Raw genomic sequence first — 12194 nt, forward strand, 5'->3', positions numbered from 1 at the left:
GGTCGATATTTTGTATTTCAACATCTTTTATATTAAACATGGCAGCAGAATTTTCCTAACAATTCTGCTTTTATTTTCACATTTTTACTTTTGTCAAAAATTAATTTTTCTTAATTCTTTAATCTTTTTGACTCAAGGAGCTTTTTCTTTGACTACCCAATAATCTCAATAGTAACTTTGTACTTTGAACTAATGCCACTAATTCTTATTAGTTCTCTTTGGCTATGACTTGTTTGTAGGTTTTATGTACTACTTTCTCAATATTTTTTTGATGTGTGACAGTTAGGGTGCGGAATGTGGGTTGGAATGGTGCGTTACGCTGCGCTAACACACCCTACTTTTGAGACTTTTGCACTTTATTTAATCCGCGTTCCTAAGCAGCAAATCAGAAACGAATAATCTGTAATTTAAAATTAACGCCTAAAGGAGTGGTTAGCGAACTACTTGTAACAAGAATTGACCGTATTGGCAGTTCGTCAAAACTATTTTATGGTCTTCTGGAGGTTTTAAGGAGCAAAGCTATTAAATTGGTGGCACTCGATCAAATGATAGATACCGAAAGTCTGGGAGGGTAACTGACGATCGATGTATTGCTGGCTGCTTCAAAGTTTGAGGTAAAGATGCTGTCTAGTCGCGTTGCAGCAGAACGGAAATTGCGAATGGTGCAGCGCAAAAGCCATAGGTTTGCACTTTTGGAGTGGAAAGTTGAGAGTGATCGCTATATCAAGGACGAAGCATGGTGTGTGTCCTTGTTGGACGGGAAGCGTAGTTTTAGAGCTTGGGAGTTAGTTAGCCGCGTTTATTTTCCAGGTGTTCGAGCGGTGTGGCAGCGTGCGAAAAACCTGCAATACTTTTAATAGAACGAATCAAATTCAGCGCTTCTGTTAGCAATTCTGGTGGTAAATTGTCAATTTCTTGGATTAATAATTCTTTATTAGTCATATTTAACCTCTAATTATTCCCATTTTTATTGTATCGCTCTCAATAACACTTGATTTATACATGAGTATTTACACTGGTATTATGTCGTCAAGTTTGAGTTATAAGTTTGGAAAAAGGAGAGAGGATATGCTAGAAAAGGACTGAAAAACTCCTCTTTGTCTAGCATTTGTAGAGCTTGAATACACGATTCAAAAACGCCATCTCGAAAGTTATCAAACTCGAACTCACATGAGATTTTGCGGTATTTTAGTCAGCACTTTGCCAGTGGCAACCCAAAGTGTCGCACCATCCTGGCGAATTTCATAGAATTCTTGCGGTAGATTGCCCTCGAATTTATAAAAAAGCGACCAATTTATATTGCTTGTCATCTGCTACTTTTTGTCTTATTACAGCATTTTCTCCAAAAATTGTTTAGCGCGATCGCACTTTGGTCTACTAAAAAATTCCCCTGGTGTGGTGTCTTCTGCTAAACTACCTTGGTCGAGAAACATAATCCGACTGGCTACTTCCCTGGCAAACCCCATTTCATGGGTAACGATTGCCATTGTCATCCCAGTTTTGGCTAAAAGTTTCATCACTTCCAAGACATCTTTCACCATTTCCGGGTCTAAAGCGGAAGTTGGTTCATCGAATAATATCATCTCTGGTTCCATCGCCAAAGCCCGTGCGATCGCAACTCGTTGTTTTTGCCCTCCTGATAGTCTTGCTGGGTAAACATGAGCTTTTTCACCTAAACCGACTTTATCCAATAATTCCAATCCCTTATTAATTGCATCTTCCTTATTCAATCCCTTGACTTTCATCGGTGCATAGGTGACATTTTCCAACACTGTCATGTGGGGAAATAAGTTGAAGTGCTGAAATACCATCACCAATTCTTGACGAATTTTGCTGATATTTACGTTGGGAACGGTAATTTCGGCTTCTCGAAAGTAAACTTTGCCCTTGGTGGGATGTTCGAGGAGGTTCATACAGCGTAAAAATGTTGATTTCCCTGAACCACTAGGACCAAGTATACCAACTACTTCCCCTGGATATATCTCTGTGGAAATATCTTTGAGGACATTCAATTTACCGAAGGATTTACAAAGATTTTCTGTACGAATTACTGTTTTACTCACTTAAACGTAATCTCCTTTCTAAAGCTGATGCACTAAAAGTCAAACTCATAACTAAGACGTAGTAAATTAATCCGGCAAATAATAACGGTTCAAAGTAAATGTACTTATTTGCCCCGACAATTTGGGCACTTCGTAATATTTCCACCATTCCCAAAGTCGAGACCAATGCGGAATCCTTCAACAGTCCAATTGTCTCATTTACCAAAGCTGGGAGAATATTCTTCAAAGCTTGGGGAATAATGATATCCCACATCATCAAATGGTAAGGAACACCCATCGATAAAGCTGCTTCAGTTTGTCCTTTATCTACCGATTGAATCCCTCCCCGAATCGTTTCTGACATGTATGCGCCGGAATTGAGGGTAAATGTTAAAACACCAGCTTGCAACGCGGGAATATTGTAACCTGTTAGTTGGGGTGTAGCATAATAAACCAACGCCAACTGTAAAAGCATTGGTGTACCGCGAAACACCGAGGTATAGGCATTGGCAAACCAAGTTAAAGCTTTAATGCCTGTAATTTTGAATAGGGAAAGTAACGTTCCCCAAATTAAACCAAAAAATAACGACAACAAAGTAAACATCAAGCTTACGGGTATTCCCTGAAGAATGAATGGGATATCGGGAATAATTCGGCTTATGTCGAAATTTAGACCTGTTTTTGTTACCGCTTGAGTAGGGATTAGGGTATCTTTAATAGCGGCAATTCGCTGAGTTTTCAGCTTATTTAAATCACCACTATCAATCATTTTCTGCAATACCTTGTTAAATGGTGCAACCAAAGGGGAATTTTTGGGGAATGCTACAGCACTTCCTCCTGCTTCCTTATCCTCTGGTGGTAACGGATAAAATCCTAATTCTGGATTCGATTGGGTAAACCCTTGGGCAGTAATTTCCCCCAAAATCACCGCATCAATCCGTCCCGATTTTATCTCTTGAATCATTTCTGGGGCTTTACTCAACAGCTTAATTTCCATTCCTGGTAACTTTGCTGCCATTTTTTTTGCATTTTGCTCTTGAGTTGTGCCTAATTGCACCCCTAGTTTTTTCCCGGCTAAATCCTCTAATTTGGTAATTTTACTACCTTTGTCGGCAACAATTGAATCTCTGCCTTGGTAATAAATCAGGGAAAAATCAACATTTTGCTTTCTTTCAGGAGTCGGATTCATACTTGCCATCGCAAAATCAGCGCGATTTGCTTGCAATGCGGGAATTAAACCACCAAAATCCGTTTCCATGATTTCCAGCTTGAATCCCAATTCCTTAGCGATATAGTTGGCAATATCAATATCAAAACCAACTATTTTGCGAGTGTTTCCCTGATTTTCGTAATACTCAAAAGGGGGATAATCAGGGGAAGTAATCATCGTCAATGTGTCTTTACCAATCGATGATGCCAGTATTGGATGATTTTGACCGTTGATGATACTGATTGCCAAAACTACTGTAAACAGTAGGGTGAAAAGTGATTTTCTCCGCTTTCTCATAGATTGATGGGTAAGGTAGATGCACTCAAGAGTACAGATTTTTGATGAAACTATATTAATGTAGCTTCTTATTTAGCGATCGCACAGAAATTGCCGATTGTCTTTTCCAAGCATTACTTCGTTTGGGTGCGACTCTTTTAAAAGTACGCTATACTTTGGAAGAATAAAGATGATAAGTCTGTCAGAGTAGTACTTTGAGGAAATAACCAGGTATTACTGACGGGCTTAAAAAGTAAGCATCTATTGGGAGATAATCAAGACATATGAAAGCATCTACCTCAAAAGAAGACATGTTTTTCTCGGAAGCACGAGAGCTATTTGAAGAAATGGTGAACTGGTTAAGTGAGGATAGTGTTTGCGGTTTAGAGCATGGAGAATCGCTTTTTTAGAGAAATATGGAGCAAGAAAAACTTTCACCCGAACTGTACGAACTCTTTAGTACCTATCTCAAACAATCGGTGACTGAAGATTCCCTACTGCCATCCTTTTTTACATTCAACAATATCTATAGCATCTGGCTCAAAGCCAGCTATGGTGACTACAGGATACAGTTTGTTATTTCCCCACCCCCAAATTCCTATTTGGACTACTATATTCCCTATGGAGAGTATGGAGCGCATACCCGTAGTAGTTTTCATGGACGTATCATGGCAACTGGAGAACGCATTAGTCTAGAAAATTATCAAGGTGAATGGGGACATAATATTTATCCTGATGATCCCGATCGCACCATCCGCGATCGCGAAGCAATGGTCATTCATAACCAACAAGTCACCGCGATATTGAAAGCAAAGGGTTTTGTTGTATAAGTATGGTCGATTTGAGTAGTACGATAATTGCTAAATTGAAAGCGCGATACGCGAAACCTCAGGCTTATCGCATGATTGACTTAAGTGGCTAAACTGAAAGCGCGATCGCATAATTTTAAGTTATTGGATTAGAAGTGCGATCGCATGATTTTAAGTGGTTGTATTAGAAGCGCGATCGCATGGTTTTGAGTGGTTGGATTAGAAGCGCGATCGCATAATTTTAAGTTTTTGGATTAGAAGTGCGATCGCATGGTTTTAAGTGATTGGATTGAAAGCGCGATCGCATGATTTTATGCGCTTGAATTGGAAGTGCGATCGCATGGCTTTGAGTCATTGGATTAGAAGCGCGATCGCATCGTTTTAAGTGCTTGGGTTGGAAGCGTGATCGCAGAATTTTAGCACGATGACCCCTGTTTGCTGTTTAGAGTCCAGATGGTAAAAAATTTATTGGGTTTACTTCTCCTTTGCCTGCCTGATGAATTTCAAAATGTAAAGTTGGTTCCGTAGAAAATCCAGTATCGCCCATTAAAGCAATTCTCTCACCTTGACGCACTTGTTGCCCCTCTGACACCATAACTCTGCTGTTATGACCGTAACGGGTCATACTACCATCAGGATGACGAATTTCGACTAAGTTACCGTAACCACCCTTACTCCAGCCAGCTTTCGCGACGATTCCGGGAGCAGATGCATAAATTGGAGTACCAACGGAGTTAGCGACATCAAGACCTTTGTGCATTCTGCCCCAGCGCCAACCGGAACCGGAGGTGAGAACACCTTTAGCAGGCCAAATAAATTTAATTTGTCGGTTTAAGGAGTTTAATCTGCATTTCGGAGAAAATAAAATTTCAGCAGATGAAAGAGGTTCTTGTCGGAGATCGTAAATATAATGATAAAAAGGATTAGATTTAGAAAAAGAAGATACTACATTTCCAAAATGTAATGAGTAAGGTAATATACCAGCATTTCCTTTTTTATATCCATCTTTTGTTATTTTCTCGATAATATCTTCATATCCTTGTTCATACCATCCAATCTGAGACAAAAAATCATTAAAGTTCTTCTTCTCTTTCTCTATAAATTGTGTAACACTAAGTCGATTTGCATGTTCTAACCAAATTTTCTTTTGTACGCTAAAACCAAAACGCCCTTGTGAGTGTTTTACCCAAATTTCGTCAAGTTTTTTAATATCTGAGCAAAATAAATAAGAACGAATTATGAGTGCTGTTTTTGCATCTGCTTCCTGCCATTTTTTACTTGCAAGTAGATTATTAAGTTCAGCATAATGGTGTTGTTTGAGAGAGGCTTCAACTTTAAGTCGAAGCCTCTCTGATATTTTATTTTTTAGTAATTCTAGATGAATAGATTCAATATCTTGGACTGTGATAATTTGATTATCTTTAAATGGATTAATTTCGTTTGGATAAGCTTGAATTAAATTAAAAGCTTCTTGATAATCATTTATCATATATCTAATCAATAATTCAACTCGTATTCTTTCATCAGCACTAATTTGATTTCCTACTTGATTTAAATATTCTAGACTTTCTGTAATATTCTCTTTTGCCTCATTTTTCTTTCCGAGACTTTGATATGCTCGCGACATAGAAGCCAATAACATTGATAGTTTGAGATTACGGTCTTTTATTCTAAAAGATAATCCAGCTATTCTTAAAGCTTCATCTGACGCAGATTCTTGATTATCATTACGTAAATCTCCAGCTAATTGAGATAATTTTTGAACAGTTTTAACTTCATTCTCTATCGAAGCAAGCTTATTGATTTGTTTTTCTGTAAAGATACCTAAAGTTGCAGTAACTACTAACGCCAACAATACAAAGATAGAACCATTACGAATCTTTCTTTTAGCCTTAATATTTGCTTCAGTTAATAATAAATTTCTTGACTCCGTGGCTTCCCTATCCTTCCTCTCTCGCTCCAATTGTGCTTCTTTTTCTTTCGCAGCAATTTCCTCCTGAATTTCCTGCTCTCGACTAGCAGCTAAAAACTGTTTATCCTGATAGCTTAAATTCTTATCCTTCCCCCATTCTTCAGCATCTTGCAGCGCATTCCCCCGCAAAAGCCGCGACTCATCAACTAACCCAGAAGCAACCCAAGCTCTAAAAGCTTCCGAATAAGGACGTAATTTTTTTAATTCAGCTTCAACCCAATTTAAATTAAAAACCTCTTGATAAATAAGATTATAAACATATTAAATGGTGTACGCTGCTTATCTTTAATTAAATTACTCGGTGAAGCTACTCCCAACAAACAAAAAGTGAGGCGATTATATTCGGAATTATCAACTCGTTGATTATAACAAGCGCGAATTAAAGCAAAAAAGTCATCTGTGGGAAAATTCAAACTGAGAACACTATCAATTTCATCAATAAAAATAACAATATTTGATTTAACTTCAACTAACAAAACATCTTCAATAAACTTCCGAAATCTTGTTACCTCAGAATGTAATTGATTCTTTCCCCACCAATCCCCCAAATCTACATCTAAAGCAAAACTTTCAATCAAATGGTCGATTAAATCCACGTACCACTGTTCGGGTGTGACATTTTGCACACCACCCGCAGATAAATCGATCGCAGTACATTCCACCCCAGCATCGCGCAACCGTCGCATTGTGCGTACCCGAATGCTGGATTTTCCCGATTGTCTGGAGTTTAAAACATAACAAAACTTCCCTGCTGTCAGCGAATCATATAATTCTGTGTCAGCTTCCCGTGTGACATAGGTGCTAGCATCTTCTGGTAGACTTCCGGAAAATCTGTACTCGTTAAACATGATTTACCCCAAACGCTCAAAAAAATCAAATCATTGTGTGGTGTGCTGTAACTCGTTACAAGGCTCTGACTTGTAACGCTTCTTGGAGGCTCTGCCTCCTGTTAAACTAGAGGCGGAGCCTCCGACGTAGGTTCCCACGCAGAGCATGGGAACCAGACGTACGAGACGCGAGAAGTCGAGGATATTAATATCACCCCAAACGCTCAGAAAAATACTGACGATACAAATCACAGCTAGGGAGACAATCATTACCTGAAAGCTTCACCAAACCCAAGCTATGCAACTTAAATGCAACCTCAGCATCGAGTCGCACAGGTGCATTTGTCCTGACCACTTTTTTATACCCTAATTCTAACTGAGAATTATGTTGTAAATGCCACAATTGTTGTCGCAAATGGTCACTAAATATTCCCTGTTCCGTGGGTGCAAGACTTAACAATTGTTCTAAGTTTATTTGCTGATTTTTGAGGTTAATAAATGCTTGTTGTAGTAAATAAGGATGTCCTCCAATTGACTCCATTAACTTAATTAAACCTTGCTCACCCAACTGTTTATCTAATGCATAATTCCCAGCAAAAGCTTTTACCTGCTGTCGATTAAATTCCGGTAATTCAATTGGGATACCCACATTAAAGGGTGAATGGTTACTATCCAAAACCGGATAATTTTCTGTCGAATGTACCACCACTAACCGCAGTTTCTTCCAAATATTCGCTACCCTGTCACCCCCTTTTGCATTTTCATACCAACCCCGCAACAGCAAGCAAAATTGAGAGAATATATCTGGATATGCAAATAGTCGCTCAAAGTTGTCAATAGCAAATACTAAAGGACTTTCGCTAGCTGATAATAAATGCTTTTGAAAGTAACGAGTACAATTTTTATTCACACCATATATATCTTGCCAAATTTCATTAACTTCAGGCTCAATATCTAAACTATCAGAAACATCAACACATACCCACTGCAAGAAACTTTTCAAGTTATCGAGAATCGAGTTTTCCGCTTGCTGTAAATCTAACTTTGCTGTTTGATAACCCTGTTCCCTAGCGGATGATAGCAAATTCTCCAAAAGCCAGGTTTTACCCATTCTTTGAGGAGCTTTAACCCGAATTAGCGCCCCTGGTTGTAAAATCTCTTGGTAGCATTTCTCTTCAATCGGAGTTCTGTCAATATATATATTCTGGGATAATTCTGAATTATTATTTCTAGGTAAATTCGTTGATGGTAATTGCAAATTTAAGTTCTCATTTAAAGTGTCAGAACTAATTAACTCTGGAATTAAATGCTGTTTGATTCCAGCCATCAAAATAGCATTGCAACCAAGTTTATAAGCAAAATCATAATCTTCCCCTGCTCCCAATCCATCATAAAAACCAACAGCAAACTCAATAGCAGCTTTATCTTGAATCTCCTGACTCATCCCCACTACATAATTAATATGTCGAGCAATTTCCGCAGCTTGATATTTGGAATAACAAGCATTGAGAACAACACACTCAACTTGATTGGCAAATAACTCAAATAAACCAGCTAAAGCTTCTCCATCAACAAAGTTTACCCCACCCGTTTCATCTTCAAATAACAAACCTTCTTCTGGAGAACCATGCCCAGAAAAGTGAATAATCTGTGGTTTGTATGTCAAAATAGCTCTATGTATATCCCTGGGACGTACAGCCTCTGCTGAACTAATTGTAAACAGGTCACGATTCTCTGACAATCTTAACCCTTCCCTAATATCCCGCATCTCCTGAGCTAGACGCAATTGACTAGTACCTTTAGGATTTGCCGATAAAAGTAAGATATTCCGAGTTGGTGTATGGGATTGTGTATAATAAATGCTCATAATTAAGCTAATTTGTCAAGAGCAACAGCGCTATTAAGGACGATTCACGTAAGCGATCGCAACAAAATAGCCTTAAGTATATATCTCACACTTTTTAGGTGATATTCCTGAAATATTTTTTAAGGTATCAGATTTTGCATCTTGCTTGAGTATGCGATCGCTTTACAATTATTTTCTGCCCCAGAAACCCCTGGCAACGCGGGATAACTCTCAGTCGCTAACCGCGCTATTTCTGTACGGATTCCTTCTAAATTCGGCAATCTGCTAAGTTGCTCCTGAATGCTGGCAATGCGCTTGGGTAAGGAACCAAGTTGGTGACTCATCAACACATCCCCAGGAGTGCGACTACGTTTGGCAACTTCAATAAAAACAGTAGCAAATTCAGCCACTTCTCGCCTCACATCCAGCCCTAAATCGCGAATTTCATCGCCTAAAGCGTAAGTATCGAGAAATGTATCGACTTCCGAAAGCAAAATTGAAGGGTTATTGTGGTCAAACGCTTTGCGAAACGCCTGTTTGACTTCATCGTGACGAAAAATTTCCAGCAATTGTCTGGGTTTCCCAACACCGTATTCCACCAAAGCATAAGCATAAACCCCACTAAAATCGCCAGGTGGATGTTCGGGGTCAAGCTTAAACTGTTGTAATAGCTTGATTACAGTCTCATTGCGTTGAATTTTGTCCTTGAGGATAGGACTTGCAAAACCAGCGATCGCACTAATGATTTCGTTTAGAGGCATTGGTAAGCACAGGGTTTTGGTATAAAAGTCTGTATAAGTCTGTAATTATACTTATGGTAGCGTGCCGATGGGGTTTTAAACGCAACAGATTTTTCGTTGCCAGCATAGTTTTTGGGGATGGTAGATTTAGGGTGCGATCGCACTCCCAAATCAAGTCAGGAAGTTAACGCGATCGCACCCACTTTATAATGGGAATACAAAAGCACTCTGGTATATTAATTTACTTTAACTTAAGTATTTTAATGTATGTTGATATCTATCAAGTTATACACCTTCACACCTCACTAACATCGGCTTTATGTCGTGCTTTAAACACCGTGCTAATGGTACGGTGACGGTTTGATTGTTTTATGTGTACCCCAAAAACGACAACGAGCAATTTGGGTAGGGTCGAAGTTTGGGGAAATTGAGCCACCTACTGAGAGTGAGAATAGGTTTAATGTGGGGGATGCGATACCGAAGGTCAGCGTCTTTGACGCTATCGCCGATCTAAGTCATATTGCGATCGTTCCTCAAATTGACACCTGGGAATTAAACCAAAAGGGCGAATACGCAGTATATTTGGATAACATCTTCACGGACAGTTCAAACTTACGGAGTACGCGAAAGTGTACACAGGGATGCATCCCCGTGGCGCATTTCGCCATTAGTGGCTTCCAAGCAACAGTACACGCACCAGCTACTCAACAGAAATATGGTGGTACAAAACCAGGAGAGAAAGAACTTACGACCTGGGCTTATCGCTTGTCAGCCGATGCTTTTTCCCCGACGTTACGTGCGGGAAGTGGGAATCGAACAACAGCGCGTCCAATACACTACGAACATGCGAGGGTGATAACGGTTCGTGAAGCCGCGAGATTACATAGTTTTCCCGATTGGTTTAATTTTGGTACAAGTAAGCTTGCGGCGCATAAAGCGATCGGTAATAGCGTTCCTCCTTTGCTTGCTTATGCGATCGCTTCTCAAGTATAGGTGCATATGTTCGAGCAGCAAAATTCAACAATTGTTTTGCGATGTCCTGGGACAAGTTGCTTTGTGCGTTCGTGTAGCGTCTCCCTTGGAGAATCAATGCGATCGCGAAATTTTGTTGGTATCTCACGGAACTCACCACTTGAATTTGGCTGATTCCCATCTGCTATCCATTCACCTGTAACCATTATTCCTGATGCCATAATTATTTCCTGGGGGTGATGATGTCATTATTTTGGCTTCGCTAATTTAGAAATACACCTGTCTTTCGGAATAGCGATCGCTACGCGACTCAAGCGTTAGTATCGCCACTTTTGTTAACAGAATTATTTTTATCAACCTCGGAATTACTCACACCGAATATGTATGCATATATATGGTGACTATCTACATGATAAAAGCAATTCCCATCGCAATACAACTATGGCATTACAAAATTTATCGATTTGGCTATTAGCGATCGCATTGATTCTCCATACGATACTCCAGAGGAGTCGCTACGCGATCGCAGAAGTATGGCTCCCAGCCTACGAAAAAGTTAAACCTGATTGGCGTTCGGTTCTTTTTGATACTGGATTAGTTCTAGAAATTATACCCGTATTTATCTTTGCATTTGTTACAGCCTTTGCAGGGTGGCAATGGTCTGTTTTAGGAATGATTTTACCTGCGGTTGGTCTTACCCATCCCCTACTCGACCATCTATTTTTGAGTTGGAAAGCTCGACAACTTCGTCCCGGTACTCTGACGGGATTATTTTTACTATTTCCCTTAAGTATTTGGGTTTATTATCTCGGATATACCTGGCAGTTGTTAAGTTTACAAGCAGTGTTAATTAGTGGTGCGATCGGCTTGGCAATATCAGTATGGCTACTTTGGGAGACAATACAAGCATCCCAGAGTCAAATTTCGTGAGCGATACTCTGGAGGAGTTGCGATCGCATAATTACAAGAAAGGCTAATGCAAGGCTGTCAGGGAAAAGTCATGGCGATAAAAATTACGTGTTGCATAAAACCTCTGGTAAACGCCAATAAATTTATAAACAAAAGGAAATACTATGACTAGTGAAGTAGAATGCAAACAACCTGATCGCAGTCAAGACCTCCGCGAATACGTAAATAGTCAGATCGCAATACGATTATTTGAAGAACAGGATACCGAACAAATAGCCCAGTTATTTCATAACACGGTTAGGGAAATCAATATCCGCGACTACTCAAGCAACCAAGTTCGAGCATGGGCACCAGATAATATCTACTTTAGAAACTGGGTGGAAGTGTGTTCGAGCCGATTTACATATATCGCCCATATAATGGACACAATTGTCGGGTTTGGAGAGCTAGAAGCGAATGGTCATATCGACTGCTTTTATTGCCACAAAAATTACCAAGGTTGCGGTATTGGTAAGCAGGGTTAGCGCATCTCAAACCCTATTGACAAAAAGACTTTTTCAATAAGCTAGGACTTACGCATTGACAGAAAAA

The 12194-nt window shown here is 39.5% G+C and carries 13 protein-coding genes and 3 pseudogenes; 5 read left to right on the forward strand and 11 right to left on the reverse strand.

Going from position 1 to position 12194, the window contains the following annotated elements:
• Positions 1 to 208: 208 nt before the first annotated feature.
• The 5 genes from CK510_RS34015 to CK510_RS17490 all read right to left on the reverse strand — a co-directional run bounded on the left by CK510_RS34015 (position 209) and on the right by CK510_RS17490 (position 3549).
• Positions 209 to 331 carry a hypothetical protein gene (locus CK510_RS34015; RefSeq protein WP_281257050.1) on the reverse strand — a complete coding sequence of 41 codons (123 nt, stop codon included), beginning with the start codon at positions 329 to 331 and terminating at the stop codon, positions 209 to 211.
• A 458-nt stretch (positions 332 to 789) separates the two neighbouring features.
• Positions 790 to 942, reverse strand: coding sequence for a hypothetical protein (locus CK510_RS33510; RefSeq protein WP_245912191.1), 153 nt, complete (start codon positions 940 to 942; stop codon positions 790 to 792).
• Positions 943 to 1166: 224 nt separating this feature from the next.
• A complete protein-coding gene (locus tag CK510_RS31855) occupies positions 1167 to 1310 on the reverse strand; it encodes a hypothetical protein (RefSeq protein ID WP_158224925.1) in 144 nt (47 codons plus the stop codon).
• 18 nt (positions 1311 to 1328) lie between these two features.
• A complete protein-coding gene (locus CK510_RS17485) occupies positions 1329 to 2063 on the reverse strand; it encodes an amino acid ABC transporter ATP-binding protein (protein WP_095722926.1) in 735 nt (244 codons plus the stop codon).
• Positions 2056 to 3549, reverse strand: a complete 1494-nt coding sequence (locus tag CK510_RS17490; protein ID WP_095722927.1) for an ABC transporter substrate-binding protein/permease — start codon at positions 3547 to 3549, stop codon at positions 2056 to 2058. The genes CK510_RS17485 and CK510_RS17490 overlap by 8 nt, the downstream gene beginning before the upstream one ends.
• Positions 3550 to 3812: 263 nt before the next feature.
• Between CK510_RS17490 and CK510_RS34020 the strand changes: the two genes are divergently transcribed.
• Complete coding sequence (locus tag CK510_RS34020; protein WP_281257051.1) at positions 3813 to 3938, forward strand: hypothetical protein; 126 nt, start codon at positions 3813 to 3815, stop codon at positions 3936 to 3938.
• 6 nt (positions 3939 to 3944) lie between these two features.
• Positions 3945 to 4358 carry a hypothetical protein gene (locus tag CK510_RS17495; RefSeq protein WP_095722928.1) on the forward strand — a complete coding sequence of 138 codons (414 nt, stop codon included), beginning with the start codon at positions 3945 to 3947 and terminating at the stop codon, positions 4356 to 4358.
• A gap of 421 nt (positions 4359 to 4779) precedes the next feature.
• Here the strand turns inward: CK510_RS17495 and CK510_RS33515 are convergent.
• The 5 genes and pseudogenes from CK510_RS33515 to CK510_RS17515 all read right to left on the reverse strand — a co-directional run.
• Positions 4780 to 5154: pseudogene (locus CK510_RS33515) on the reverse strand (M23 family metallopeptidase); the annotation flags it as partial.
• Positions 5155 to 5385: 231 nt separating this feature from the next.
• Positions 5386 to 5979 (reverse strand): annotated as a pseudogene (locus CK510_RS33520) (GUN4 domain-containing protein); the annotation flags it as partial.
• Between the two features lie 551 nt (positions 5980 to 6530).
• Positions 6531 to 7157 (reverse strand): AAA-like domain-containing protein, encoded by a 627-nt coding sequence (locus tag CK510_RS17505; RefSeq protein ID WP_095722930.1) that lies wholly within the window; start codon positions 7155 to 7157, stop codon positions 6531 to 6533.
• Between the two features lie 190 nt (positions 7158 to 7347).
• A complete protein-coding gene (locus tag CK510_RS17510) occupies positions 7348 to 9003 on the reverse strand; it encodes an AAA-like domain-containing protein (protein WP_095722931.1) in 1656 nt (551 codons plus the stop codon).
• A gap of 134 nt (positions 9004 to 9137) precedes the next feature.
• Positions 9138 to 9743 (reverse strand): annotated as a pseudogene (locus CK510_RS17515) (hypothetical protein); the annotation flags it as partial.
• Positions 9744 to 10082: 339 nt separating this feature from the next.
• Between CK510_RS17515 and CK510_RS17520 the strand changes: the two are divergent.
• Positions 10083 to 10715, forward strand: coding sequence for a DNA cytosine methyltransferase (locus CK510_RS17520; protein ID WP_245912192.1), 633 nt, complete (start codon positions 10083 to 10085; stop codon positions 10713 to 10715).
• On the opposite strand, the gene CK510_RS32855 is transcribed toward CK510_RS17520, so the two are convergent.
• On the reverse strand, positions 10706 to 10915 hold the full coding sequence (locus tag CK510_RS32855) for a hypothetical protein (protein WP_211293220.1): 210 nt from the start codon (positions 10913 to 10915) through the stop codon (positions 10706 to 10708). The two genes, CK510_RS17520 and CK510_RS32855, sit on opposite strands and share 10 nt — an antisense overlap.
• 163 nt (positions 10916 to 11078) lie before the next feature.
• Here CK510_RS32855 and CK510_RS17530 point away from each other — a divergent pair, with 163 nt between their 5' ends.
• Entirely contained in the window at positions 11079 to 11624 is a 546-nt protein-coding gene (locus tag CK510_RS17530; protein ID WP_245912193.1) for an HXXEE domain-containing protein, read from the forward strand.
• A gap of 143 nt (positions 11625 to 11767) precedes the next feature.
• On the forward strand, positions 11768 to 12127 hold the full coding sequence (locus CK510_RS17535; protein ID WP_095722933.1) for a GNAT family N-acetyltransferase: 360 nt from the start codon (positions 11768 to 11770) through the stop codon (positions 12125 to 12127).
• Positions 12128 to 12194: the final 67 nt, after the last annotated feature.

This window comes from Brunnivagina elsteri CCALA 953 (assembly GCF_002289455.1).
Taxonomy (GTDB): Bacteria; Cyanobacteriota; Cyanobacteriia; order Cyanobacteriales; family Nostocaceae; genus Brunnivagina; species Brunnivagina elsteri.

Bases quoted from the DNA above. Each gene is read 5' to 3' on its own strand.
- CK510_RS33510 (WP_245912191.1), bottom strand. From the start codon at position 942: ATGACTAATAAAGAATTATTAATCCAAGAAATTGACAATTTACCACCA.
- CK510_RS31855 (WP_158224925.1), bottom strand. From the start codon at position 1,310: ATGACAAGCAATATAAATTGGTCGCTTTTTTATAAATTCGAGGGCAAT.
- CK510_RS17490 (WP_095722927.1), bottom strand. From the start codon at position 3,549: ATGAGAAAGCGGAGAAAATCACTTTTCACCCTACTGTTTACAGTAGTT.
- CK510_RS34020 (WP_281257051.1), top strand. From the start codon at position 3,813: ATGAAAGCATCTACCTCAAAAGAAGACATGTTTTTCTCGGAAGCACGA.
- CK510_RS17495 (WP_095722928.1), top strand. From the start codon at position 3,945: ATGGAGCAAGAAAAACTTTCACCCGAACTGTACGAACTCTTTAGTACC.
- CK510_RS17505 (WP_095722930.1), bottom strand. From the start codon at position 7,157: ATGTTTAACGAGTACAGATTTTCCGGAAGTCTACCAGAAGATGCTAGC.
- CK510_RS17510 (WP_095722931.1), bottom strand. From the start codon at position 9,003: ATGAGCATTTATTATACACAATCCCATACACCAACTCGGAATATCTTA.
- CK510_RS32855 (WP_211293220.1), bottom strand. From the start codon at position 10,915: ATGGCATCAGGAATAATGGTTACAGGTGAATGGATAGCAGATGGGAAT.
- CK510_RS17530 (WP_245912193.1), top strand. From the start codon at position 11,079: ATGCATATATATGGTGACTATCTACATGATAAAAGCAATTCCCATCGC.
- CK510_RS17535 (WP_095722933.1), top strand. From the start codon at position 11,768: ATGACTAGTGAAGTAGAATGCAAACAACCTGATCGCAGTCAAGACCTC.